Raw genomic sequence first — 22,619 nt, forward strand, 5'->3', positions numbered from 1 at the left:
GGGTGGGTCTTCCTCGACATCCGGCCGGGCCGCGGGTAGACATGTACGATGGCTACCCTCGGTTTCCACGCATCGCACGAACAGATCAGCCCCGGCCAGCTCCTCAAGGACGTGCAGCTGGCGGAGCAGGCCGGCTTCGACGCCGCTATGTGCTCGGACCACATTGAGCCCTGGTCCGCCCGGCAGGGTCATTCCGGTTTCGCCTGGTCCTGGCTGGGGGCCGCGCTGGCCACCACCAAGCTGCGCCTCGGCGTCGTGACGGCGCCGGGCCAGCGCTACCACCCCGCCATCATCGCGCACGCTTCGGCCACGCTCGCGGACATGTTTCCCGGCCGGTTCTGGCTGGCGCCGGGCAGCGGCGAGTACATGAACGAGCACATCACCGGGGACGCCTGGCCCGACAAGGCGACGCGGCAGCAGCGCCTTGAGGAGGCCGTGCAGATCATCCGCGAACTCCACGACGGCAAGGAAGTGACCCGGGACGGCCTGGTCACCGTCCAGCAGGCCAGAATCTGGGACGTGCCGTCGATCAAGCCGCCGCTGGTTGCTCCGGCCGTCAGCGTGGAAACAGCGCGCCGCGGGGCGGCCTGGGCGGACGGGCTGGTCACGGTCAACCAGCCGCACGCGAAGCTGAAGGACATGCTGGCCGCCTACCGGGATGCCGGCGGCAGGGGCAACGCCGTGCTGCAGGTACACCTGGCTTGGGCGCCGACGGAGCAGGGAGCCGTGGCGGTTGCCCTGGACCAGTGGCGCAGCAACGTGTTTGCCCCGCCCATCCCCTGGGATCTCCCGACGGCGGCCCACTTCGACGGCGTCAGCGCCGACGTCGGTGAGGAACAGGTCCGGAGTGTCGTGAACATCTCCGCGGACACCGGGCAGCACGCGCAGTGGCTCGCCGAATATGTCGACCTCGGCTTCGACGAGCTGTACCTGCATTTCGTCGGGCAGGAGCAGGCGCCCTTCATCCATGCCTTCGCGGAACACGTGCTACCGCAGCTCCGCGGGTCCGGAAACCCGCGGCAGGACCGGCAGGTGCTGCTGTGAGAATCGCCGAGACCTCCGACCTTTGGTGGAAGAACGCCGTCATTTACTGCCTGGATCCGGAGACGTTTTTCGACGGCGACGGCGACGGGACCGGAGATTTCGCGGGCCTGATCGAGCGCGTGGATTACCTCGCGGCTTTGGGAGTGACGTGCATCTGGCTGATGCCGTTCTACCCCACCCCCGACAAGGACGACGGCTACGACGTCACGGACCTGTACGGCGTGGACCGGCGGCTGGGCAATCTGGGCGACGTGGTGGAATTCATCCGGACCGCGAAAGACCGGGGGATGCGGGTGATCGCGGACTTTGTCCTCAACCACACCTCGGATAAGCACCCCTGGTTCGTGGAGTCCCGCAAGTCGGTGGATAACCCGTTCCGCGATTACTACGTCTGGCGCAAGGACACACCCCCGGACACCTCAGAGCAGGTGGTGTTCCCCGGCGAGGAGACGTCCATCTGGACCCAGGACAAGGCCACCGGTGAGTGGTACCTGCACATGTTCGCCAAACACCAGCCGGACCTGAATGTGGCGAACCCCAAGGTGCGGGACGAGATCGCCAAGTCCATGGGGTTCTGGCTGCAGCTGGGACTGGACGGCTTCCGGCTGGACGCGGTCCCGTTCTTCCTCGAGCTGCAGGGCACGTCAGCGGAAGGCTCGGCGCAGGTCGATCCGCACGACTACCTCAGCGCGCTTCGCAGCTTCCTCAACCGCCGCAACGGCAACGGCCTGCTGCTGGGCGAGGTCAACGTGCCCTACAAGGAGCAGCTGAAGTACTTCGGCGGCGCGGCAGGTAACGAGCTGAACATGCAGTTCGACTTCCTGTCCATGCAAAACCTCTACCTGTCCCTCGCCCGGGAGGACGCCCGCCCGCTCGCCAGGTCGCTCAGCTCCCGCCCGAAGATCCACCCGGACAACCAGTGGGCCATGTTTGTCCGCAACCACGACGAGCTGACCCTGGACAAACTCAGCGACGCCGAACGCGAGGAAGTCTTTGCCGCGTTCGGACCCGACGAGGACATGCAGATGTACGGCCGCGGCCTGCGTCGCCGGCTGCCCACCATGCTCAACGGCGACCCCGCCCGGATCCGCATGGTCTACTCGCTGATGTTCGCGCTGCCCGGCACCCCGGTGCTCTTCTACGGCGAAGAGATCGGCATGGGCGAGGACCTCTCGGCGAAAGGCCGCTCGGCCGTGCGGTCCCCCATGCAATGGAACGACACCGAGAACGGCGGATTCTCGACCGCCCCCGCAAAGGACCTCGTCGCCCAGGTCGTGGATGGCTACTTCGGGCCCAAGAACGTCAACGCAGCCGCGGCGAAGCGGGACCCGGGGTCTCTGTGGAACTTCATGGCCACCCTGATCCAGCGCTACCGGGAGAGCCCCGAACTGGGGTGGGGCGACTTCGCACTCATCAAACAGCCCGCTGTGAAGGTGCTCCTGCACCGGTGCTCCTGGGGCGGCGCAACCGTTGTCCTGGCCCACAACTTCGGGGCGGAACCAGCGTCGGTGGCCGCGAACCTAAGCTCCGCGGGGGACCAGGAGCCGGGTTTCGAAGGCACCTACCTGCGGGACCTGCTGGACGGCCAGGACATCGAGCTGGCGGACGACGGCGGTTTCGACCTGGAGCTGGAGCGCTACGGCTACCGGTGGTTCCGGGTCCAGCGCCGGGGTGAACGCCACATCCCGTGAGCCGGCAGCGGCTCCGAGGCTCCGGCAGCCGGCTCGTGGACACGCCGGCGACTTCCCCGGCGTCGAACCCTTACCCACGTCTTACCGGGCCGAAACGTAGCGGCAACATTGGCGCAGAACACTGGAAGTGCCGGCAAAGAGCAGGCACCACTCTCCAGTCCAGGAGGTCCCGCCATGTTGAAGGACGCCAAAGCCCATGTAACCCGCATCCGAGCCCTGGATCAGCTGCACCGCGGCGACGAGATCGAGGCGCGCCTCAGGGTCGGCCCGAATTATGACGACGTCGTGGTCCGCCGCGGCAGGGTCCAGGAGACCGCGCCCGGAATCGGCGTGGTCTGGATCCTGGACCGGCAGTCCGGAACCCGGAAAGCCGTCAACACGGACGAGTGCAGTCTCTGGCGGGTCGCCTGAGAGGACTAGCCCCCCGCGACCGACTGGATGATCAGGACCTCCTGGCCCGGGGAAATCTCTGTGGCCAGGCCCTGCAGGCGGCGAATCTCATTCCCGTTGACGTATATATTCACGTAGCGTCGGATTTCCCCGGTCTCATCCCGCAACCGCCTCGACAGCGCCGGGTACTCCCCGGTGACCACGTCCAGCACCCCCTCCACCGTCACCGCGGTCTCTGCGGGCGCAGTCAGGAAGGACTGCCCGCCGGCCAGCGGCTGGAGCACGCTGGGCAGCACCACGCTGATCCCGGCCACGGGTCTCAGGCGCTCACGGCGGCGCCGGGTCCCGCGGAACCGGAGACGAGCGCCGGGGTGACGGCCGCTGCCCGCACGCACAGCACGTCCGGCAGGTGCGAAGCCACCTCGGCGAAATGTTCCCCCTCGTCAGCGCTGGCGTAGACGCTGCCGCCGCGCGTGCCGAAGTACACACCGGCCGGTTCCGCAGCGTCAACGCACGCGGCGTCCCGCAGCACGGAGTTGAATTCCGCTCCGGGCAGTCCGTCGTCCAGCCGCTTCCAGCTCGCGCCGGCGTCGTCGGTCCGGTGGACTGCCAGTTTGCCATCCGGCGGGATCCGCTCGCCGTCCGCCTTCAGTGGAATCACCCAGGCGGTGCCGGCCCGGCGGGGATGCGTCAGCATCACAAAGCCGAAATCCGCCGGCAGGCCTTCCGCGATCGATGCCCAGCTCTCGGCGTCGTCGTCACTGCGGTAGACACCGTGGTGGTTCTGCGCGTAGAGGCGGCCGTCGACAGCAGCATCAGCCGCGATCTTGTGCACACACTGGCCGAATTCCGGGTTGGGGTCGGGCATGAAATAGGCGGAGATTCCCTTGTTCCGCGCCTCCCAGGAGCTGCCGCCGTCAAGCGAGCGGTAGACGCCGCCGGTACTCATCGCGACGTGCACCTTTTCGCCGGTGTGGTCGACGACAATGGAGTGCGCCGCGGCGCCGCCGTAGCCGGCCCCCCATTCAGCGCGGTGCGGGTGGTCCCAGAGGCCACGGTTAAGCTCGAAGTGTTCGCCGCCGTCGGTGGACTTCCAGACCGAAATCGGCTCGCAGCCGGCCCAGACGACGCCGGGTCGGGACTCGGCGTCGGGGTGGATCTGCCAGACACGTTCCAGGGCGGCATCGGTGCCTTCGGGGAAGCGGATGGCGCCCTCAACGGGTTCGTTCCACGTGTCGCCCAGATCATCGGAGTGGAAGACGGTGGGACCCCAGTGCTCTGAACGCACGCCGACCAGGATCCGGGTCCGGCCGTCGCGGGTGTCGATGCCGATGCTGGGGACTTCACTCATCAGGAAGTGCGGGCCGGAAAGTGACCAGTCCTTGCGGTCCGGGCTCGTCGCCAGCCACAGGCCTTTTTTGGTGCCAATCGCCAGGACGTAACTCTCTGCTGTAGCCATGCCCATTATCGAACCACCCCCAGGGGATGCCCGCAAGGCTTTTCGCGGGCCGGTTAAGTCCGGCCCTGAGCCGCCCGCGGACCTGACCCTCCATGCCGTCCGCCGGACGCCGCGTCAGTCGACGAATTCGGACTGCGTCTCGATGAAGTCCCAGTCGGCGTCGGTCAGCACCCCGGACACGTCATCCGGGTGTGGCCCGCCGGCCTCGGCAATCCCCTGCACTACGGACAGCGGCAACTCGGCGGCCCGCAGGTTCTCCCGCAGCCACTCCTTGCTCGCCAGATCCAGATCCAGCCACCACATGAAGATTTCCACGGCGGTCACCCTTTCCTGAGGACTTCAACGTTAGGCCCCGCACCGGGGGCGTTCAAGTGCCGCATGGCTCTGGCGGCCTACAGCGCCAAGAGCACGTCCGCCGTCCGCTCCAGCGCGCCGGGGACCAGCGAGTAGTAGGCCCAGGTGCCCCGCTTTTCGCGGTGCAGCAGTCCCGTATCAACGAGGATCTTGAGGTGATGGGACACCGTGGGCTGGCCGAGGTCCAGCGGCTCGGTGAGGTCGCAGACGCAGGCCTCGCCGCCGTCGGACGCCTTGACGATGGACAACAGTCTCAGACGGTTCGGATCGGCGAGGGCCTTGAAGAGCTGGGCCTTTCCCTGCGCTTCTTCCGCGCCCAGGACCTGCATCCCGGAAGGTGTGCAGCAGCCTTCCGCCGCCGTGGACTCAACAATCTGCAGTGCCGTCATGCCTCCATTATGCATCATATTGACAGACATCGATATAGGGGAAGATACTCGGCATATCGATCATCATCAATTTATCCGGACAGAGGGCACCATGGATACCACCACCAATCTTCCCGTTGCTGTTATCGGAGCGGGCCCGATCGGCCTCGCCGCGGCCGCCCACCTCCTGGAGCGCGGCCTTGAGCCGCTGATTTTTGAGGCCGGGCCGACGGCGGGCGCCGCCGTAGCGCAGTGGCGCCACATCCGCCTCTTCTCACCCTGGCGCTTCAACACTGACGCCGCCGCCGCGCGCCTGCTCGCAGCCTCCGGGTGGCAAGCTCCACGGCCCACAGCGCTGCCGTTCGGCGGCGAACTCGTCGATTCCTACCTGGCACCCTTGGCTGCCCTGCCGGCCCTGTCCTCCCGGCTGCACACCGGCGCCCGAGTGGTGGCCGTGACACGCCAGGGCATGGACAAGACACACAGCCGAGGCCGGGACACCACGCCGTTCCTGCTCACGGTCGAACACCCGGGCGGCGACGTCCGCGAGTACCGGGCAGCGGGTGTCATTGACGCCTCCGGCACCTGGGGCACCCGGAACCCGCTCGGTACCTCGGGACTGCCCGCTACCGGAGAAACCGCCGCGGCGGGGCGGATTTCCTCCGCACTGCCGGACGTCCTGGGCCGCGAACGCACCCGGTTCGCCGGCCGACGCGTCCTCGTCGTGGGCGCGGGCCATTCCGCTGCCAACACCCTGATCAACCTCACCGAACTGGCGCGGCATGAGCCGGGCACCAGGGTCCTTTGGGCCGTGCGGGGCGCCTCAGCCGCGAAGGTTTACGGCGGCGGCGACGCCGACGCCCTGCCCGCCCGCGGCCAACTCGGCGGCCGGCTGCGGCGCCTGGTCGAGGACGGCAGGGTGGAACTGCACACCGGTTTCGGGATCACCACCCTCACGCCGGGGGCTGCGGGCGTCACTGTCACCGCCACCGACGGCCGCAGCCTGGAGGCCGACGTCGTAGTTCCCTGCACCGGCTTCCGCCCGGACCTGGACATCCTGCGGGAGCTCCGGCTGGAACTGGACCCGGCCGTCGATGCCCCACGCGGACTGGGTCCGCTGATCGACCCGGAATTCCACTCCTGCGGCACCGTCGCACCGCACGGCGCCCGGCTGCTGGCGCACCCGGACAAGGACTTCTACATCGTCGGGATGAAATCCTACGGCCGGGCGCCCACCTTCCTGCTGGCCACCGGCTACGAGCAGGTCCGCTCCGTCGCTGCCGCCCTGGCCGGGGACCGCGAGTCCGCGGATACCGTCCAGCTCGACCTCCCGGAGACCGGGGTCTGCTCCTCCGACGCCGGCACCAGTTGCGACGTCCCAGCCGCTTCCGCAGAACTTGTGGTCGAGACAGCCGGCGCCTGCTGCGGCACACCCGAACCGGTCCTGGTGGGCTTCCCCACGGGACTTGCCCACGGCCGGTCCGGCGGAAACTGACGCCGCGGCGCGGCGGGCTGAGCCCATGACCGCCCCCGGGGTACCGCCGCGGCCTGCCGCAGCGGGCGCTCCGCGGGGTGGCCTGGTCTCGCTCTGCATCACCCAGACGACGGGGTGGGGCCTGCTCTACTACTCCCTTCCCGCCGCCGTGCGGCCGATCAGCGAGGACACCGGCTGGGATCCTGCCCTCGTGACCGGATCCTTTTCCGCCGGGCTGCTGGTGTCCGCCCTCGCCGGCATCCGCGTTGGCCGGATCCTGGACCGCACCGGGCCGCGGACCCTGATGGTCAGTGGCTCACTGATTGGTGTCCTGGCTCTGGCGCTGGTCGGCCTGGCCCCGAACTTGCCCCTGTTTGCAGCCGCGTGGCTGCTGGCCGGAACTGCCCAGGCCGCCATCCTCTATCAACCGGCGTTCACCGTGATCAGCCGCTGGTACGGCCACGACAGGGTCCGCCCGCTCACCACGCTGACGCTCGTGGCAGGCTTCGCCTCCACGGTATTCGCCCCGCTTACCGCAAGCCTCACCGCCGGCATCGGCTGGCGCAGCACCTTCCTGGTCCTCGCGGCGCTGCTGGGGCTGGTCACGGTCCCGCTGCATGCACACTTCCTTAACCGCTCCTGGCCGGCTGGGACCAACCCCGCCGTGCCCGCCGAGGACCGTCGCCGGGTTCGCGCCATCGCCGGCAGTCCAGAGTTTCTGGGGCTGCAGGCGCTGATGGTGCTGCTGTGCCTGGGCCTCTACACGGTGACGCTGAACATCATTCCGCTGCTGATGGAAAAGGGTGCCAGCTACGCCACCGCTGCGCTGGGCCTGGGGCTGGTGGGGGCAGGGCAGGTCGGAGGGCGCCTCCTGTTCGCCCGCATTCCGGCCCCTGCCCGCATGGCCACTATTGCCGGCACTGCCGCCGGCGCGGTCCTTTCGCTCTCCGTTCTCCCGGGTCCGCCCGGGTTGCTCATCGCCGTGGGAGTGCTCGCCGGGGCGGTCCGCGGCTGCCAGACACTGCTCCAGGCCATGGTCGTGGCCGAGCGGTGGGGCATGTCCAGTCTGGGCGCCCTGCAGGGGCGCTTTGCCGCCCCGCTGACCGCGGTGACGGCGCTGGCACCTGCTGCGGGCCCTGCACTGGCCGCCTGGCTGGGCAGCTATACCGCGATGTCGTACGCCATGGCGGGTGCCGCCGGCCTTGCCGCCCTGATAGTCGGGGCGTTGGTCACCGTCGGGGCGGACCGCACGGGATCATCCGGCACGAAAGGGACGGATTCCGCACCGCTGACCAGCGGAAAGTCCGGGGAGTAAGTCCCTGTTCCTGATCCAGGGCGGGCGCCACAATTGAGTATGTCCGCCGAACGCGCGAGTGGTCCGCCGCCCCTCGTGGTCGGCGTGCTCCCGGGGCAGAGCCCCGAAGTGCTGCAGACCGCTGCCTCCCTGGCCTCGAAACTCGCCGCGCCGCTGATCTGCGCCCACGTGGATGAGGCGAGTTATCTCGTGGAGTGGGATCCGGCGCGGTCCGCGCACCGGCTCTCACTGCACCCAAACACGGACAACGCCGAAATCCGGGCCGTAACCCAGGAGTTGCGGAACAGCATCGGCTCAGCCTGCGACGCCCTCGGCATCCACTGGACCCTGCGGACACTGGCCGGGGACCCGGCCCGGGCGCTGGGCCGGCTGGCAGCCGAGACCGGTGCCGCGATGATCATCGTGGGCACCCCGGAACCCGGTCTGGGTCACCGAATTTCCGCCGCCCTCAACGGTTCGGTGGCCGCATGGCTCAGCCACCATCAGGGCCATCCGATCCTCATCGTTCCGGTCCGGGCCACCGTTCAACACCGGACCAGGCACGGCTCCTGACGATGGGCCGGCGTGACCGTCCCGCTGGACCGGGAAACCGTCGTTGCCGCTTATCGGCGCAACTGCGCAACTGCGCAACTGCGCAGTGTGGATCCTCGAACGGCTGCCTGTTTCCGTCAACCGCGGTTTCGCGTGGCTGCTGAATGCCGGGAGCCTTCCGTCCGACGTCGTCAACTGTTGGGGCTTCAGCGGGGGCCCACGGATCATCAACCGCCGGCGGATGGCCGCGAAGCTGCGTCGGGTGACCCCGGCGCTGGGACGGCGGCTGCGGCGGGAGACGGAACCTGGCCTGGCCCGCCGGATGCACGTCCCGGCGCGCTGGGCTCCCTTTCTTCAAAGTGGCCATGACCCTGACGGACGTCTACGCGTACCCCGTGGCGCACTTCGCTTTCCACGCCGCCCGGCTGTGCCTGGACGCGGCTTCCGGAGACGCAACAGGGCCTTCTAAAATAAAATGAATGTTGTTATTCGGGGTGCTGGCTTTCTCCGCCCGCCGCCGCGTAAGCTTGACGCGTAGGCGGGAGAGTGACCGCCGACCCAAAGACAGCTCCGGAGTGCGTATCCCCCAATAACGCACTCCGGAGCTCTTTTGTGTCCGGAGCTGTTGCCCAGCGCCGCCAGAGATACCCCCGCAGGGTACTTGCGCGGTACCCCTGGGGGGTATATGTTGGGCTTATGAACGAGCCCGAAGTCCCCGCCCTGGAACCCGCGGACGCCGAGCCGCATCAGCAGCACGGCTATTCCTCCCACAAGGACGCCTACCTGCTGCGGCTGAAACGGATCGAGGGCCAGGTGCGCGGCATCGCCCGGATGGTCGATGAGGACAAGTACTGCATCGACATCCTCACGCAGGTCGCCGCCGTCACCAAAGCCCTGCACGCCGTCAGCCTTGGACTGGTCGAGGAGCACATCGGCCACTGCGTCGTCGGCGCCGCCGCTGAACCGGACCCGAAGCTGCGGGCCGAAGCTATCGACTTTAAGGTCAAAGAGGCCACCGATGCCATCGGCCGCCTGCTGCGGTAGCGGCAATACCACCCACCACAAATCGGGCTGACGGACCCCCAGCAGCCCACTCACAAGGAGCAAGCCATGAGCACCGTTTCCACCACCGTCAACGTTTCCGGCATGACCTGCGGCCACTGCGTGTCCTCCGTCAGCGAAGAGCTCGAATCCCTGGCCGGCGTCGAAACGGTCGACGTCGACCTCAACTCCGGGGGCATCTCCACCGTCACCATCACCTCCACCGGTGCCCTGTCGAACGCCGAGATCGGCGAGGCCGTTGCCGAAGCGGGTTACCTGGTCGTGTCCAACGAAACCTGAGCACCACCGCCCCGGCACACCCGCAGCGCACACGACCAGAACAGACAGGGAACACCGTGACTAGAGAGCAACTGCTGGACCAGCCCGGAAACCGGGTGATCGAGCTCGACATCGAGGGCATGACCTGCGCCTCCTGCGTCAGCCGCGTCGAACGCAAGCTCGGCAAGCTCGACGGCGTCACCGCCACCGTCAACCTTCCCCTGGAATCAGCCCACGTCACGGTCCCCGCGGCCGTGACCGACGACCAGATCACCGCCACCGTAGCGGCAGCAGGTTACAAGGCCACGGTCCGCACCCCCCTGTACCCAGCCACACCGGTTGAGCCGGGCGGCACGGCCGTGCCGGCACAGCCAACCACCTCCGGTGACATGTCCCCGGGCGGCGCCGCCGGGGACACGCGGGAGCGCGCGTCCGAGGAAGGGCCGCTCCGGCGGGGTTCCCAGGCCGAGCAGGCCAGGTCAGGGGGCCGGCGGGGAGCAACGGCCGAGCACGCGGAGCATGTCTTGGGCGGAGCCGCGGCTGGGGACCACCCGGTGTCGGCGGCGGCCAGGCTCCGCCCGCGCTTGATCGTCGCGGCCATCCTCACCGTCCCGGTCTTCCTGATTTCAATGTTCCCGGCCTTCCAGTTCGCCAACTGGGGCTGGGTCGCGGCAGCCCTGGCCCTGCCAGTGGTCACGTGGGCGGCCTGGCCGTTCCACCGGGCCGCCGCCGTCAACGCCCGGCACCTCGCCTCCACGATGGACACGCTCGTCTCCATCGGCGTGACCGCGGCATACGCTTTTTCGGCCTGGCAGCTCTTAGCGGACCCGCGGATGACCGCGCACCCGCAGGGTATGGACAGCATGGAGGGAATGGGCTCCGGCGGGCTGTACTTCGAGGTTGCTGCCGTCGTCACCACCTTCCTGCTGCTGGGCCGGTACCTGGAGGCCAATGCCAAGCAGAAGGCCGGAAACGCCCTCAAGGCGCTGCTGAACCTGGGCGCCAAGGACGCCACGGTCCTCCGCGGCGGCCAGGAGCAGCAGATCCCCGCCGATCAGCTGGGGGTGGGCGATGTCATGGTGGTGCGCCCCGGCGAGAAAATTGCGACCGACGGCGTCGTCGTCGAAGGATCCTCCGCCGTCGACGCCTCGCTGGTGACGGGCGAGTCCGTACCGGTGGAAGTCGGCCCGGACAGTCCGGTCACAGGCGCCACCATCAACACCTCCGGCCGGCTGCTGGTCCGCGCCACGCGCGTCGGCGCCGAAACCACCCTCGCCCAGATGGGACGGCTGGTCTCCCAGGCCCAAACCGGGAAGGCGCCGATCGCGCGCCTCGCGGACCGGATCAGCTCGGTGTTCGTCCCGGTGGTCCTGGCCATCGCCGCGGTCACCTTCGGCGCCTGGCTGCTGGCAGCCGCCCCGGACATCAGCGACGCCGAACTGCGCGCCGCGTTCACGGCCGCCGTCGCCGTGCTGGTCATCGCCTGCCCGTGCGCCCTGGGCCTGGCCACCCCCGTGGGATTGCTCACCGGAACGGGCCGGGGAGCGCAGCTGGGCATCCTGATCAAAGGGCCGCAGGTGCTGGAGGACACCCGCACCGTCGACACCATCCTGCTCGACAAGACCGGCACCGTGACCAGCGGACACCTGGCCGTCGACGGCACCGAGGCGTTCGGATCCTTCAGCCCGGGTGAGGTGCTGCGCCTGGCCGGAGCGGTCGAGGCCGCCTCCGAACACCCGATCGCCCGCGCCGTCGCCGCGGCCGCGCTCTCGGCGGAACGCCGCGACAACGACGCCGGCGCCCTTCCCGCCGTCGCCAGCTTCCGCTCCGCACCCGGCGGCGGAGTCCAGGGAACCGTCGCGGGCCGGCTCGTGGCGGCCGGCCGCACGGGCTGGCTGCAGGAGAACGGCATCACGCCGACCGCAGCGCAGCTGGCGGCCCTGGGCGACGCCGAGGGCTCCGGCGCCACCGCGGTCTGGCTCGCCGTGGACGGTGAGCCGGCCGGAATCATCAGCCTGCGGGACACGCTCAAGCCGGGCTCCGCAGCCGCGATTCTGCGGCTCCGGGAGCTCGGGCTCCGTCCGATCCTCCTGACCGGGGACAACGCCGCCGTCGCCACGCAGGTGGCAGCCGCCGTCGGCATCGCTCCGGAGGACGTGTACGCCGGGGTGCTGCCGGAGGGGAAGGTCGAGGCCGTGCGGAAACTGCAGGCCGCCGGCGCCACCGTGGCCATGGCCGGCGACGGCGTGAACGACGCCGCGGCGCTGGCCCAGGCGGACCTCGGCATTGCCATGGGCTCCGGCACTGACGTCGCCATCGAGGCCGCTGACCTGACGGTCATGGGCAACGAACTGGGGCAGGTCGCCCAGGCGATCGAGCTGTCCCGCCGGACCCTGGCCATCATCAAGACGAACCTCTTCTGGGCCTTCTTCTACAACGCCGTCGGGATCCCGGTGGCAGCCCTGGGCCTGCTCAACCCGATGATCGCCGGCGCCGCAATGGCCGCCAGTTCCGTGCTGGTCGTAGCTAACTCGCTGCGGCTGCGCAGCTTCGGCAAGTAGGCCCCCCTTGCGGGGGTGCGCCCCTCAGGCCGCGCCGAAGCGGACGGCAGCCCTGGCCTTCGCCTTGGCGGCTTCCTCCCTGCGGTCCCTTGCCGGAGCGTGGGTCACCAGGGAGTCCAGCAGGTGCTCGGTGGCGTGGGCAATCTCGTGCACCGCCTGGTTGAAGGCCTCTTCGTTGGCCTTGGACGGCTTGGTGCTGCCACTGATTTTGCGCACGTATTGCAGCGCTGCGGCCTCTACTTCGGCGGTGGTGGCGTGCGGTTCGAAATTATGAAGGGTCCGGATATTTCGGCACATAACTCCATGCTAGGTGCCATTGAGCCCGGGATCGAGGGCATGGGGAGGGCTGCCCATCGACACGTTTTCGCCGGGCAGGATAGTTTGGGTGCATTGGATCTTCCGGAGCAGCCGGGATCCGCCGGGGCGCCTTCAGGGCGCGGGTTCCGGTTTTACCACTTGAGGAGATTTTTCGAATGGCTATTTGGGGTGCAGACATTGCTCAGCTCAAGACTCTTGGGACGAAGCTGCAGGCAGGTTCGACGGAAATCGACAAGCAGAAGTCACTGCTGACCAAGGTGCTCGAGGGCACCGACTGGAAGGGTCCGGACGCCGACAAGTTCCGCAGCGAATGGAACGGCCAGCACGTTTCCGCACTGGCGAAGGTCTCCCAGGCGCTGCAGGAAGCCGGCAAACAGGCCAGCCGCAACGCCACCGAGCAGGAAAGCGCTTCGCGCTAGTCAGTAGCCCGCAGGATCGAACTGGCCCGGACGCAGCAGCGTCCGGGCCAGTTTCGTCGGACCCTGCCTAGGGCACGGGTTCGACGTCGTTCGCATGGTCGAGCGCCGCAGGACCGGCCCCGGATGGGGTCCGGAGCTCGTCCAGCCGGACAAGGACGACGCCGCCGACAATCAGCAGCCCGCCCATGAGCTGGATGGGGCCCGGCAGTTCACCCAGCAGCAGCCACGCCCAGACGACGGCGAACAGAACCTCGGTGAGCGAGACGAAGGATGCCACTTTGGAGCCGAGTGCGCGCGCCGCCACAATGCCGGAGACATAGGCGAGCACGGTGGCCAGCACCACGAGTCCACCCAGGGCCACCCACCAGGGGGTGACCCAGGGGCCCAGCCGGGTGTCGGCCGTGCTGAAGGCCATCGGCAGCAGACCGGTTGCCGCGGCAAGCCACATGGTGACGGCGCCGACCATGAGTCCTCCGGAGGCGAGGACGATGGGCGGGAGGGTGTCGTTTTCCTTGGCCGTGATGAAGAAGTAGATCGCCAGGCAGACCGCGGCCGCCATCCCCCACAGCACGCCGATGAGGTCGATCTTGACGGCCCCCGTGAGGTCCAGGACGAGGACCAGCCCTCCCAGGGACAGCAGGGTACCGGCAATTGTCAGGGGACGGGGGCGTCTGCGGCTCGCGGCCCAGAGCCACAGCACGATGATCACGGGAGCCAGGTACTCCAGCAGCAGGGCGACCCCTACCGACAGGCGGGCCACCGCGTTGAAATAGAACAGCTGGCAGGCCGCGACCCCGATGAGGCCGAAGAGCAACACCGTGAGCCAGTTGTCCCTGAGCTGGTGCCAGCGCCCGCGCAGCGCCGGAATGGCAGGAACGGCCAGGATGATCGCCGCCCCGGTCAGGCGGGCTGTGACAGCAGCCCCGGGGGTCCAGCCGGTCTCCAGCAGCGCCTTGGCAAAGGACCCCGAGAGGCCGAACACGGCCGAGGAAAACAAGGCAACTCCCAGGCCCGACGCCATGAAAGCAGATGCCGCACCGGGCTTGCCGGCACCGGGTTTTCCGAGGGTGCGCATTCCGGAATCGGTCGAGGCCGGTGCGTCGGCGGTGCGGCGTGCGGCAGACACGGGCTGCCTCCTGTCAGGAGTAAAGTATGGTTATGCTCATGACGGTACGCCATGTTAACGTAAGGAGTCAAGATGCTTTTTGCCCCTGACACAGAGGTGGCCTTGCGGTCCGTCGTCAACCTGATCAACTCGGCAGCCAACGGGGATGAGCACCTCTCCACGACCGGGGACCTGGATCGTTTTCTGGAAGCCGAGGGATTCACCGGTTCGCGGACCCGGGACGCGGCCGAGCTGGCCGGCGTGAAACGCCTCCGCGGGGAGCTTGCCGCACTCTGGTTCGCGGACGAATCCGCCGCTGCGGAAACCGTGAACCGGCTGCTGCGGGAGGCACGCGCGCTCCCCCAGCTCGTCAAGCACGATGCATGGGACTGGCACCTGCACGCCACGACCCCGGACGCACCGCTGGCGGACCGGATGAGCACGGAAGCCGCGATGGCCCTGGTCGACGTCATCCGCAGCAAGGAGATGGACCGGATGCTGGTGTGCGCCGCAGAGGACTGCGACGCCGTCGTGCTGGATCTCAGCCGGAACCGCTCCAAGCGCTACTGCGACACCGGTAACTGCGCGAACCGCGCGCACGTGGCGGCCTATCGGGCCCGGAAGGCGGCGTCCTAAGCGCGTCATAAAACGCACTGCCGCGACGCGAGCGGGCGCGCCCATCAGAACCGGACTAATTTCCCCATAGACTGGATTAATTCGCGCAGCCATCAGGCCGACGCAACCCAATCTAGGGACATCAAGTACATGGCACAGCGCCCCTCGCACAAAAACGTCACGGCAACACTGGGGATCACCGGAATTTTGGCGGTCGGACTGGCCGCCTGCGGCGGGGGCGGATCCTCGCCCGCCACCACCAGCTCTCCCGGGACCGCGACCCCTGCCGCCAGCAGTGCAAGTGCCAGTGCAAGTGCCACGCCCAGCACGGCAGCCTCGACCGCAGCCGCGGCGGCGGCGCCCGTGGTCGGCACACTGACCGCGCCGGGAACCAAGCTCAAGGCCGGAGAATCTGCCGTCACCCACACCAACACGGGCAAGGATAAGGCGGACCCGAAGTACACCGAGGCTGTCTTCACCTCGACGCTGACGGGTGTCGTCGCGGGAACCCCGGACGACTTCGCCAAGTTCAAAGACGCCGCGAAGTTCGCCGGGCAGACGCCCTATTTCGTCTCGGTCAGCCACCGGATGGACAGCCTCAGCAGGGCATCCCTCGGCATCAGCGAACCCAGGGTCACCGCCCAGCTCAAAGACGGCTCCGACGCGCAGTCACTCATCGTCTTCGGCGCCTTCGACCAATGCGCCAGCACGCGCCTCGCCACCACCGGCACCGGTGATTCCCTGAGCCTGGTAGTGGGCAGCACGATGGTGTCCTGCCAGGTGTTCCTGGCCCCGGCCGGCGATGAAATCACGACCGTCGAGTACACCGATTCCAAGTACATCTACGCCAACTACAGCGACAACCCTTACCTGAAGAATCCGATTTCCTGGACCAAGTAGGAAGATTCGCCGTGGCGCCGGGACCGGCGCCGGGCAGGAAGGACGGCATTCGCGGACTTAGCGGACGTCGTCGCCTGACGCGCGGGGGCCGGCATCCGGGGTTCCGGCGTCCGGCCGGGGCTGCGCCTGGTGGCCGCCGTGGCCGGAGTGCCGGGAGCTCAGGTTGACGCCTGAGCCCTTTCCGAGCTGTTCATCGTTGGGCTTGTGGCCCATCGAAAGCATGGCAAGGACCACCAGGATCACAATGAAGGCAATGCCTGCGGCAGTGAAGGCCAGGTCAAAGCGCGGGGTCTTGGCGCTGCCGCCGGACGCGAACATCAGGGTGGCAACGAAGGCCAGCACTGCCCAGAAGGCGGAGAACATGAGCGGTCCCTTGACCGAGGTGCGCAGCTTGCGCGGTTCTCCAGATTTCTGTGCCAAGGTGCTTTCCTCCTGCAGCCGACGCCGCCAGGCGTGGCAGTTGTGATGCCGCGATCGTTCTACGCAAGGTAGAACCTGTCGGTACTAGTTTACGGCCTTCGCGGAATCGGCCCGTGCATCGTGCCGCAGGGTCAGCCCGGCCAGCATCCAGAGCACACCGCTGATGATGGCACCGCCGCCGGCGACACCGAGCAGTGCATGCGGACCGAGGTCAATGAAGAACGGCAGCAGGCCGGCGGTGCCCACCCCGACGACGCCGGAGGCGATCCAGTCGCGGGCCAGCACGGACCGGCCGCGGTTGGTGATACCGAGGTAGAGCTCTGCTGCGCCGGCCAGGCCCAGGCCGAGGGCGGCCAGGACCCCGAAGAGCAGGTTGCCGGACATGAGCCCGACCGCGGCGCCGGTTCCGGTCAGCACGGCACCGGCGGCTGACGTGACTTTGCTGGACGCGGACCCGGTGCGGAGCCCGGTCTTGTTCACGCTCCAGAGCAGCACCACACTCGTGGCCAGCAGGTAGATACCGCCGGCCCAGCCCATGCCCGCGGTGGAGGGCGCAGCCCAGAACACGGTCACCGCACCGAACCCGAGCGCGACGGCGGCCCGGACCAGCACGGGCTTCCAGAGGTCCGCAGCGGCGGGCTGGGCGGTGGAGGCATCAGGGTCTGCGGGGAGAGTCACCCGACCAGTTTAGTGCGAAGCCGCACCGGCGCGCGCCGCTATGCCGCGCGGGCCTGGGGGTACGGAGCGAGGGCCGGGCGGAACGACTCAGTGTGGGCCGAGCACCATCCACCGGTCCGTCCGCGCGCGGACGCCCAGTGTCACAGCCCTCGCGGCCATGTAGCCCAGTGAGAACGCCGCCCACAGCCAGAGCAGACCCGCGCCCCCCGCGGCCCCGGACTGCCGGACGGCCAGCAGCAGCGGCAGATACACGGCGAGATTCACAACACCGGCCAGCGCCAGGTACTTCGCGTCCCCCGCTCCGATCAGCACGCCGTCGAGGACAAAGACATAGCCGGCGAGCGGCTGCCCGGCCGCGAGCACCCACAGCGCCAGCGTGAGCGCGGCCCGGACCTCGGCGTCGGACGTGAAGAGCAGGCCCGCCCACGGTGCCGCGACGGCGAGCAGGATCCCGGCGAGTGCCCCGAATCCGAGGCCCCAGCGGACCATGGTTCCCGTGAGCTCGCGCACGGCCGCGGGGCGGGAGGCTCCGAGTTCCTTGCCGATCAGCGCCTGCGCGGCAATGGCCAGGGCGTCGAGGGCGAAAGCCAGAAACGTGAAGATAGTCATGGCGAGTTGGTGGGCGGCCAGGTTGACCGGCCCCTGGGCCGTGACCACCGCTACCGTGGCGAGGATCGCGATGCGCAGGCTGAGCGTCCGCAGCATCAGCCACGAGCCCACTCTGGTCAGGGCCCGGATGCCGCGCCAATCGGGCAGCAGGGACACGCCGTGGTTGCGGGCATTGCGTTGGACCATGACCACGTAGACCAGGGCCATGGCCCATTGGGCGACGCTGGTGCCGATTGCGGAGCCGGTGACGGACAGCTGCAGCCCGTAGACCAGTATGAGGTTCAGGACGACGTTCAACGTGAAACCGGCGGCCGCGACGAACAGCGGCGTGCGGGTGTCCTGCAGGCCCCGCAGCACGCCGGTGCCGGCAAAGATGAGCAGCATCGCGACCAGCCCGGGCATGGACCAGCGCAGGTAGTCGACGGCAAATGTCCGTACGTCACCGGTGGCGCCCATCAGGTCCAGAAGTGGCTCTGCGGCGAGGAAGCCGGCGGCGGCGAGAAGGACTCCGAGCAGCAGGGCTAGCCAGACGCCGTCCCGCCCGGCGGCCAGGGCCCTGGGCAACTGACCGTTGCCGATCGCCCGCGCCACGGCCGGTGTGGTGGAGTAGGCCAGAAACACCATGAGGCCCACCACGGTATGCAGCACCGCGGATGCCAGTCCGACGCCCGCGAGCTGGGCCACGCCGAGGTGACCGACGATTGCTGCATCCGCGAGGAGGAACAGCGGTTCGGCGATGAGCGCACCAAAGGCCGGGACTGCGAGGCGCAGAATTTCCCGCCGTCGGCCCGCCGCGGAGGGGAGGGCTGCGGGAGCAGGGGCGGAGGCTGGCACGGAACCACCCTAGCGGCAGAGCCGGCGTCGCACAGCTTCGCTTTAGTTGACTTTTCAACTACTCGCCGGAAGACTATAAGTTGAATGTTCAACTAAATCCTCCGCGGCCCACACCGCGCCGCGGTCCTCTTCAGAACGGCATCCCCATGAACCAGCCCGCCCTCACCACCACGGCCCGCACCATCCTTCGCATCGTCACCGGGTTCCTCTTCGCCGCCCACGGCTGGCAGAAATTCAATGAGTTCACCATTGCCGGCACGCAGGCCGCTTTCGCGCAGATGGGCGTTCCGGCCGCCAGCCTGGTCGCTCCTGCCGTCGCCGCGCTGGAGCTTGCCGGGGGCATCGCCCTGATTCTCGGCGTACTTACCCGGGTGTTCGCCGCCCTGCTCGCGGTGAACATGCTCGGCGCGCTGTTTCTGGTCCATGCCCCGGCGGGAATCTTTGCCGCCACCGGCGGCTACGAGCTGGTGCTGATTCTGGCCGCGGCCGCCCTGGCCGTGGCCCTTGTCGGCGCCGGCAAAGTCTCCGTGGACAAGGCTCTCTTCGGCCGCACCGGCGCCAGGCTCAGCATCCTGGCCTAAGGACGTCCCCGCGCCGGGCGGGCGGTCACGTCCAGGCGGGCGTCCGGCAGGCAGGCGCCAGGCGGGCGGTCACGTCCGGGCGGGCGTCCGCCGTCATGCCCTGCGTGGCGCCACGGTCAGCGTTTGTGTCCTCGCCCGCGACGCTTCCGCGGCCCGTCAGTAGACTCACAGCATGAGTGAGACTGCTGCCAATGCCGTGACCCTGCGCTTCCTTGCCGCGCCCACCGACGTCGGCCACAGTGGCTCGGTTGACGCCGGCACCGTGCTTGAGTGGGTGGACAAGGCCGCCTACGCGGCCGCGGTCGGCTGGGCCAAGTCCTATTGCGTGACGGCCTACGTGGGAAACATCCACTTCGCGGACCCGGTCAACAGCGGGGACATGGTTGAGGTCACGGCCACGATTGTCTACACGGGCCGGTCCTCCATGCACATCCGCACCGTGGTGTCCTCGGGCGACCCTAGGGGTGGCCCGGCCACGATGCGCAGTCAGTGCATGGTGATTTTCGTGGCCGTCGGCGCCGACGGCAAGCCCATCCCGGTGCCGCAGTTTGAGCCGACGACGCCGCAGGAAATCGAACAGCGAGACCATGCGCTGGCGCGGATCAAGGTCCGCGAGGACATTGTCCAGGCAATGAGCGGGCAGGAATATACCGGCGCCGGGACCGCCGAGAATGTTGTCCTCCGCTTTGTGGCCGCACCCACGGATGTGAACTGGGGTGGCAAAGTCCACGGCGGCATCGTCATGAAATGGATCGACGAAGCGGCCTACGTCTGCGCCTCGCGGTACTGCGGAATGGACACGGTGGCCGTGTTCTCCGGCGGTGTGCGGTTCTACCGTCCGCTGCTCATCGGCCACGTGGTGGAGGTCGAGGCCCGACTCGTCTATACGGGAACCAAGGGCATGCACATCGCGGTCCATGTCCGCTCGGGAGATCCCAAGGGACGGGAGTTGGACCTCACGACCTACTGCCTGACCGTGATGGTGGCGCGCGACGAGCACGGCACGTCCGTCCCGATCCCGCAGTGGGTGCCGGTGTCCGAGGAAGACAAGCGGCTGCACGCCCATGCCCGCGAACTGCTGGAGATCCGGGGCCGGGCACCGGGGAACCGGCTGCCCAACCACCTGCTTCGGGCAGGCGGCGAGTAGCCCCTAGAAGCCGCCGCCACCGGCGTCGGCCGCCATGTTGGCAAACCGCGAGTAGTGGCCCTGGAAGGCGACCACGATGTCCTTGGTGGGCCCGTTGCGGTGCTTGGCGATGAGGATGTCCGCCTCGCCGGCACGCGGCGACTCCTTGTCGTAGACGTCTTCACGGTGCAGCAGGATGACCATGTCGGCGTCCTGCTCAATGGAGCCTGACTCACGGAGGTCAGAGACCATCGGCCGCTTGTCCTGGCGCTGCTCGGAGCCACGGTTCAGCTGCGACAGGGCAATGACGGGGACCTGGAGTTCCTTAGCCAGCAGCTTCAGCGCGCGGGAGAACTCGGACACCTCCTGCTGGCGGGACTCCACCTTCTTGCCGGAGCTCATCAGCTGGAGGTAGTCAAGGATGACGAGTTTGAGATCATGCTGCTGCTTCAGGCGCCGGCATTTGGCCCGGATTTCCATCAGCGACATGTTGGGGCTGTCGTCGATGAAGAGCGGGGCGTCATTCATCCGGCCCATTGTGGTGGCGATCTTGGACCACTGTTCGTCCTTGATCGTGCCCTTGCGCAGGTCCTGAAGACCGATCGTGGCCTCCGCGGACAGCAAACGCATGGCGATCTCGTTCCGGCCCATTTCCAGGGAAAACATCACGGTGGCGAGGTTGTTCTTGATGGCAGCGGAGCGGGCGAAGTCCAGCGCGAAGGTGGACTTACCGACGGCGGGGCGGGCAGCGATGACGATCATCTGGCCGGGGTGCAGGCCATGCGTGAGCTCATCGAGTTCGTAGAAGCCGGTGGGAACGCCCGTCATTCCCTCCTCACGGTGGCCGGAGGCTTCGATCTCGTCCACGGTGGACTCCATCACGTCCTTCAGGACAACGTAGTCCTCTGCAGTGCGGCGCTCCGCCACGGCGTAGATCTCGGCCTGCGCCTGGTTCACCAGGTCTTCGACCTCTCCGTCCTGGCCGTAGCCGAGCTGGACGATCTTGGTGCCGGCGTTGACCAGGCGGCGCAAAACCGCGCGTTCGCCCACAATTTCGGCGTAGTACCCGGCGTTGGCGGCGGTGGGAACAGTCTGGATGAGCTCGTGAAGGTAGGCCGGGCCGCCGATCCTGTTGATCTCGCCCCGCTTGGTCAGTTCATCCGAGACGGTGACGGCGTCGGCAGGTTCGCCGCGGCCGTAGAGGTCGATGATGGCTTCGTAGATCGTCTCGTGCGCCGGGCGGTAGAAGTCCACGCCGCGGAGGATTTCGACGACATCGGCGATGGCGTCCTTGGACAGCATCATGCCGCCCAGCACGGATTGCTCGGCGGGTATGTCCTGTGGCGGCTTGCGGCTGCCTTCGGCTCCCCGAGTCCCCTCGACTGAGTCCAGATGCGTAACTGACAAAACTGCCGTCCTCCATTGTGTGCCTCGGCGGATGTCCGTGCGCCGGCGACGCGTGTGCCATGGGCCTTGGTCCCCGCCGTCGTCGACCCCGGGTGTAGGCCCTGCGGGTTAACTACTATCAGCGTGCTCCGACACTTTGGCCGCCTCCCGGAACTGCCGGTTTTGCACAGCCCGGATCCAGGCCTGAGGGGCCGGGCTGAAAGGGAAGCCAGCGGCGGATTTTCGGTATCCAAGGCTCGATATCCAGCAACGTTATCCCCCGCCGGGGCAGGCACCAACCCGGCGGCCCGGCCCCCCTGTGGATAACCTGTGCACTACTGCCCCCTGCTTGTGCACAGCCTGTGGGAACAGCTGTGGATAGAATGTTTCTTACCGCTGAAATATGCTTCTGAGGTGCGGAAACACTGGGATCTGCGTGTGGACACAAAAGAATTTCCGGCCACGTTCATCCACAGCGGCCGAACTGCGGCTGGGGATAGCCGGCGGCCCACGAGGGCACACCAGGCCGGAAATATGCATATTTGGTGATGGTCCTCACACGCATTCCCTGGCATTGACGCCACCGGCGACGCACGGTAGGCCGATCGAAGAATGTGCTGTGGATAACTGCGATCTGGCATAAGCTCTTCACATGGGCGATGTACTGCTAGTCATACTGCCTGCCCTCATCCTGGCAGCAGTCCTCTGGGCGTTGGCCGCGGCCCTCAGACCCCGCGATTTCGGCATGTCCGATGCGGAGCGCTACCAGCAGGAACTGGCCGTCCGCTCCCAGGCCCACTACGCGGCCCAGGTCCAGGCCGCCACCGCCGCCCGGGCCCGTGTCGACGCCGTCACCCGTCCCAGCCAGAATGAACAGCAGCAGTCACAGCAGGCGGACCATGCCCGCAGGGCGTTGCGCGCCCAGGTGGGCTCCGCGCCCGCCGCCGGACAGCCCGGGTATCAGGGCCACGTGCTCCCCGGCGGCCAACTGAACCCACAGTTCGCCCTGCAACTCCAGTCGATGGCAAGGAACGGCAAGAAGCTCCAGGCCATCAAGCTGCTGCGGCAGACGACCCATTCAGATCTTTTGACCGCCAAGAAATATGTAGATCGGCTGTAGT

At 68.0% G+C, this 22,619-nt stretch carries 25 protein-coding genes; 15 read left to right on the forward strand and 10 right to left on the reverse strand.

What is annotated here, in order from left to right:
- The first annotated feature begins 48 nt into the window (after nucleotides 1–48).
- From ACZYZ3_RS04375 to ACZYZ3_RS04385, 3 genes are all read left to right on the forward strand, one after another.
- On the forward strand, nucleotides 49–1,044 hold the full coding sequence (locus ACZYZ3_RS04375) for a TIGR03885 family FMN-dependent LLM class oxidoreductase (protein WP_463962618.1): 996 nt from the start codon (nucleotides 49–51) through the stop codon (nucleotides 1,042–1,044).
- On the forward strand, nucleotides 1,041–2,735 hold the full coding sequence (locus ACZYZ3_RS04380; RefSeq protein WP_463962619.1) for an alpha-amylase family protein: 1,695 nt from the start codon (nucleotides 1,041–1,043) through the stop codon (nucleotides 2,733–2,735). Before ACZYZ3_RS04375 ends, ACZYZ3_RS04380 begins: the two co-directional genes overlap by 4 nt.
- 174 nt (nucleotides 2,736–2,909) lie before the next feature.
- Entirely contained in the window at nucleotides 2,910–3,146 is a 237-nt protein-coding gene (locus ACZYZ3_RS04385) for a hypothetical protein (RefSeq protein WP_463962620.1), read from the forward strand.
- A gap of 5 nt (nucleotides 3,147–3,151) precedes the next feature.
- Here ACZYZ3_RS04385 and ACZYZ3_RS04390 read toward each other — a convergent pair whose 3' ends face one another.
- The 4 genes from ACZYZ3_RS04390 to ACZYZ3_RS04405 form a co-directional block, all read right to left on the reverse strand.
- Nucleotides 3,152–3,439: a MoaD/ThiS family protein gene (locus ACZYZ3_RS04390; RefSeq protein ID WP_463962621.1), complete on the reverse strand. Its 288-nt coding sequence runs from the start codon at nucleotides 3,437–3,439 to the stop codon at nucleotides 3,152–3,154.
- Nucleotides 3,440–3,444: 5 nt separating this feature from the next.
- The gene (locus ACZYZ3_RS04395) at nucleotides 3,445–4,584 is read right to left on the reverse strand and encodes a WD40/YVTN/BNR-like repeat-containing protein (protein WP_463962622.1); all 1,140 of its coding nucleotides are present in this window, start codon (nucleotides 4,582–4,584) and stop codon (nucleotides 3,445–3,447) included.
- A 114-nt stretch (nucleotides 4,585–4,698) separates the two neighbouring features.
- Nucleotides 4,699–4,899 carry a hypothetical protein gene (locus ACZYZ3_RS04400; protein WP_463962766.1) on the reverse strand — a complete coding sequence of 67 codons (201 nt, stop codon included), beginning with the start codon at nucleotides 4,897–4,899 and terminating at the stop codon, nucleotides 4,699–4,701.
- 77 nt (nucleotides 4,900–4,976) lie between these two features.
- Entirely contained in the window at nucleotides 4,977–5,327 is a 351-nt protein-coding gene (locus tag ACZYZ3_RS04405) for an ArsR/SmtB family transcription factor (protein WP_463962623.1), read from the reverse strand.
- A 91-nt stretch (nucleotides 5,328–5,418) separates the two neighbouring features.
- Between ACZYZ3_RS04405 and ACZYZ3_RS04410 the strand changes: the two genes are divergently transcribed.
- The 6 genes from ACZYZ3_RS04410 (at nucleotide 5,419) to ACZYZ3_RS04435 (ending at nucleotide 12,507) form a co-directional block, all read left to right on the forward strand.
- Nucleotides 5,419–6,801, forward strand: a complete 1,383-nt coding sequence (locus tag ACZYZ3_RS04410) for an FAD-dependent oxidoreductase (RefSeq protein ID WP_463962624.1) — start codon at nucleotides 5,419–5,421, stop codon at nucleotides 6,799–6,801.
- 25 nt (nucleotides 6,802–6,826) lie between these two features.
- Entirely contained in the window at nucleotides 6,827–8,095 is a 1,269-nt protein-coding gene (locus tag ACZYZ3_RS04415) for an MFS transporter (RefSeq protein WP_463962625.1), read from the forward strand.
- Nucleotides 8,096–8,134: 39 nt separating this feature from the next.
- Nucleotides 8,135–8,647, forward strand: coding sequence for a universal stress protein (locus tag ACZYZ3_RS04420; protein ID WP_463962626.1), 513 nt, complete (start codon nucleotides 8,135–8,137; stop codon nucleotides 8,645–8,647).
- Nucleotides 8,648–9,322: 675 nt separating this feature from the next.
- Nucleotides 9,323–9,670 carry a metal-sensitive transcriptional regulator gene (locus ACZYZ3_RS04425; RefSeq protein WP_463962627.1) on the forward strand — a complete coding sequence of 116 codons (348 nt, stop codon included), beginning with the start codon at nucleotides 9,323–9,325 and terminating at the stop codon, nucleotides 9,668–9,670.
- A 66-nt stretch (nucleotides 9,671–9,736) separates the two neighbouring features.
- A complete protein-coding gene (locus ACZYZ3_RS04430; RefSeq protein ID WP_463962628.1) occupies nucleotides 9,737–9,967 on the forward strand; it encodes a heavy-metal-associated domain-containing protein in 231 nt (76 codons plus the stop codon).
- Nucleotides 9,968–10,023: 56 nt separating this feature from the next.
- Nucleotides 10,024–12,507, forward strand: coding sequence for a heavy metal translocating P-type ATPase (locus ACZYZ3_RS04435; RefSeq protein ID WP_463962629.1), 2,484 nt, complete (start codon nucleotides 10,024–10,026; stop codon nucleotides 12,505–12,507).
- 24 nt (nucleotides 12,508–12,531) lie between these two features.
- On the opposite strand, the gene ACZYZ3_RS04440 is transcribed toward ACZYZ3_RS04435, so the two are convergent.
- Nucleotides 12,532–12,804, reverse strand: a complete 273-nt coding sequence (locus ACZYZ3_RS04440) for a DUF2277 domain-containing protein (RefSeq protein ID WP_463962630.1) — start codon at nucleotides 12,802–12,804, stop codon at nucleotides 12,532–12,534.
- A gap of 176 nt (nucleotides 12,805–12,980) precedes the next feature.
- Here ACZYZ3_RS04440 and ACZYZ3_RS04445 point away from each other — a divergent pair, with 176 nt between their 5' ends.
- The gene (locus ACZYZ3_RS04445) at nucleotides 12,981–13,244 is read left to right on the forward strand and encodes a hypothetical protein (RefSeq protein ID WP_463962631.1); all 264 of its coding nucleotides are present in this window, start codon (nucleotides 12,981–12,983) and stop codon (nucleotides 13,242–13,244) included.
- Nucleotides 13,245–13,311: 67 nt separating this feature from the next.
- Here ACZYZ3_RS04445 and ACZYZ3_RS04450 read toward each other — a convergent pair whose 3' ends face one another.
- Nucleotides 13,312–14,319: an EamA family transporter gene (locus ACZYZ3_RS04450; protein WP_463962767.1), complete on the reverse strand. Its 1,008-nt coding sequence runs from the start codon at nucleotides 14,317–14,319 to the stop codon at nucleotides 13,312–13,314.
- Nucleotides 14,320–14,442: 123 nt separating this feature from the next.
- Here ACZYZ3_RS04450 and ACZYZ3_RS04455 point away from each other — a divergent pair, with 123 nt between their 5' ends.
- Together ACZYZ3_RS04455 and ACZYZ3_RS04460 are read left to right on the forward strand one after the other, a co-directional pair.
- Entirely contained in the window at nucleotides 14,443–14,985 is a 543-nt protein-coding gene (locus ACZYZ3_RS04455) for a CGNR zinc finger domain-containing protein (RefSeq protein WP_463962632.1), read from the forward strand.
- A 129-nt stretch (nucleotides 14,986–15,114) separates the two neighbouring features.
- The gene (locus ACZYZ3_RS04460) at nucleotides 15,115–15,864 is read left to right on the forward strand and encodes a hypothetical protein (RefSeq protein WP_463962633.1); all 750 of its coding nucleotides are present in this window, start codon (nucleotides 15,115–15,117) and stop codon (nucleotides 15,862–15,864) included.
- A gap of 57 nt (nucleotides 15,865–15,921) precedes the next feature.
- Here ACZYZ3_RS04460 and ACZYZ3_RS04465 read toward each other — a convergent pair whose 3' ends face one another.
- The 3 genes from ACZYZ3_RS04465 to ACZYZ3_RS04475 form a co-directional block, all read right to left on the reverse strand.
- A complete protein-coding gene (locus tag ACZYZ3_RS04465) occupies nucleotides 15,922–16,227 on the reverse strand; it encodes a hypothetical protein (protein ID WP_463962768.1) in 306 nt (101 codons plus the stop codon).
- Nucleotides 16,228–16,368: 141 nt separating this feature from the next.
- Nucleotides 16,369–16,962, reverse strand: coding sequence for a hypothetical protein (locus ACZYZ3_RS04470; protein WP_463962634.1), 594 nt, complete (start codon nucleotides 16,960–16,962; stop codon nucleotides 16,369–16,371).
- 87 nt (nucleotides 16,963–17,049) lie between these two features.
- Entirely contained in the window at nucleotides 17,050–18,405 is a 1,356-nt protein-coding gene (locus tag ACZYZ3_RS04475) for an MATE family efflux transporter (RefSeq protein WP_463962635.1), read from the reverse strand.
- Between the two features lie 146 nt (nucleotides 18,406–18,551).
- On the opposite strand from ACZYZ3_RS04475, the gene ACZYZ3_RS04480 reads away from it, so the two are divergent.
- Nucleotides 18,552–18,986 carry a DoxX family protein gene (locus ACZYZ3_RS04480; RefSeq protein ID WP_463962636.1) on the forward strand — a complete coding sequence of 145 codons (435 nt, stop codon included), beginning with the start codon at nucleotides 18,552–18,554 and terminating at the stop codon, nucleotides 18,984–18,986.
- Between the two features lie 172 nt (nucleotides 18,987–19,158).
- Complete coding sequence (locus ACZYZ3_RS04485) at nucleotides 19,159–20,133, forward strand: acyl-CoA thioesterase (RefSeq protein ID WP_463962637.1); 975 nt, start codon at nucleotides 19,159–19,161, stop codon at nucleotides 20,131–20,133.
- Nucleotides 20,134–20,136: 3 nt separating this feature from the next.
- Here ACZYZ3_RS04485 and dnaB read toward each other — a convergent pair whose 3' ends face one another.
- Nucleotides 20,137–21,519, reverse strand: a complete 1,383-nt coding sequence (gene dnaB, locus ACZYZ3_RS04490; RefSeq protein ID WP_024367946.1) for a replicative DNA helicase — start codon at nucleotides 21,517–21,519, stop codon at nucleotides 20,137–20,139.
- Nucleotides 21,520–22,150: 631 nt separating this feature from the next.
- Between dnaB and ACZYZ3_RS04495 the strand changes: the two genes are divergently transcribed.
- A complete protein-coding gene (locus ACZYZ3_RS04495) occupies nucleotides 22,151–22,618 on the forward strand; it encodes a hypothetical protein (RefSeq protein ID WP_463962638.1) in 468 nt (155 codons plus the stop codon).
- Nucleotide 22,619: the final 1 nt, after the last annotated feature.

The organism is Pseudarthrobacter linnaei (assembly GCF_055412825.1).

Excerpts from the sequence above, each read along its gene's own strand:
- ACZYZ3_RS04455 (WP_463962632.1), top strand. The coding sequence starts at position 14,443 with ATGCTTTTTGCCCCTGACACAGAGGTGGCCTTGCGGTCCGTCGTCAAC.
- ACZYZ3_RS04495 (WP_463962638.1), top strand. The coding sequence starts at position 22,151 with ATGGGCGATGTACTGCTAGTCATACTGCCTGCCCTCATCCTGGCAGCA.
- ACZYZ3_RS04450 (WP_463962767.1), bottom strand. The coding sequence starts at position 14,319 with ATGCGCACCCTCGGAAAACCCGGTGCCGGCAAGCCCGGTGCGGCATCT.
- ACZYZ3_RS04445 (WP_463962631.1), top strand. The coding sequence starts at position 12,981 with ATGGCTATTTGGGGTGCAGACATTGCTCAGCTCAAGACTCTTGGGACG.
- ACZYZ3_RS04485 (WP_463962637.1), top strand. The coding sequence starts at position 19,159 with ATGAGTGAGACTGCTGCCAATGCCGTGACCCTGCGCTTCCTTGCCGCG.
- ACZYZ3_RS04430 (WP_463962628.1), top strand. The coding sequence starts at position 9,737 with ATGAGCACCGTTTCCACCACCGTCAACGTTTCCGGCATGACCTGCGGC.
- ACZYZ3_RS04420 (WP_463962626.1), top strand. The coding sequence starts at position 8,135 with ATGTCCGCCGAACGCGCGAGTGGTCCGCCGCCCCTCGTGGTCGGCGTG.
- ACZYZ3_RS04480 (WP_463962636.1), top strand. The coding sequence starts at position 18,552 with ATGAACCAGCCCGCCCTCACCACCACGGCCCGCACCATCCTTCGCATC.
- ACZYZ3_RS04425 (WP_463962627.1), top strand. The coding sequence starts at position 9,323 with ATGAACGAGCCCGAAGTCCCCGCCCTGGAACCCGCGGACGCCGAGCCG.
- ACZYZ3_RS04415 (WP_463962625.1), top strand. The coding sequence starts at position 6,827 with ATGACCGCCCCCGGGGTACCGCCGCGGCCTGCCGCAGCGGGCGCTCCG.
- ACZYZ3_RS04460 (WP_463962633.1), top strand. The coding sequence starts at position 15,115 with ATGGCACAGCGCCCCTCGCACAAAAACGTCACGGCAACACTGGGGATC.
- ACZYZ3_RS04395 (WP_463962622.1), bottom strand. The coding sequence starts at position 4,584 with ATGGCTACAGCAGAGAGTTACGTCCTGGCGATTGGCACCAAAAAAGGC.
- ACZYZ3_RS04410 (WP_463962624.1), top strand. The coding sequence starts at position 5,419 with ATGGATACCACCACCAATCTTCCCGTTGCTGTTATCGGAGCGGGCCCG.
- ACZYZ3_RS04385 (WP_463962620.1), top strand. The coding sequence starts at position 2,910 with ATGTTGAAGGACGCCAAAGCCCATGTAACCCGCATCCGAGCCCTGGAT.
- ACZYZ3_RS04440 (WP_463962630.1), bottom strand. The coding sequence starts at position 12,804 with ATGTGCCGAAATATCCGGACCCTTCATAATTTCGAACCGCACGCCACC.
- ACZYZ3_RS04405 (WP_463962623.1), bottom strand. The coding sequence starts at position 5,327 with ATGACGGCACTGCAGATTGTTGAGTCCACGGCGGCGGAAGGCTGCTGC.
- ACZYZ3_RS04465 (WP_463962768.1), bottom strand. The coding sequence starts at position 16,227 with ATGTTCTCCGCCTTCTGGGCAGTGCTGGCCTTCGTTGCCACCCTGATG.
- ACZYZ3_RS04375 (WP_463962618.1), top strand. The coding sequence starts at position 49 with ATGGCTACCCTCGGTTTCCACGCATCGCACGAACAGATCAGCCCCGGC.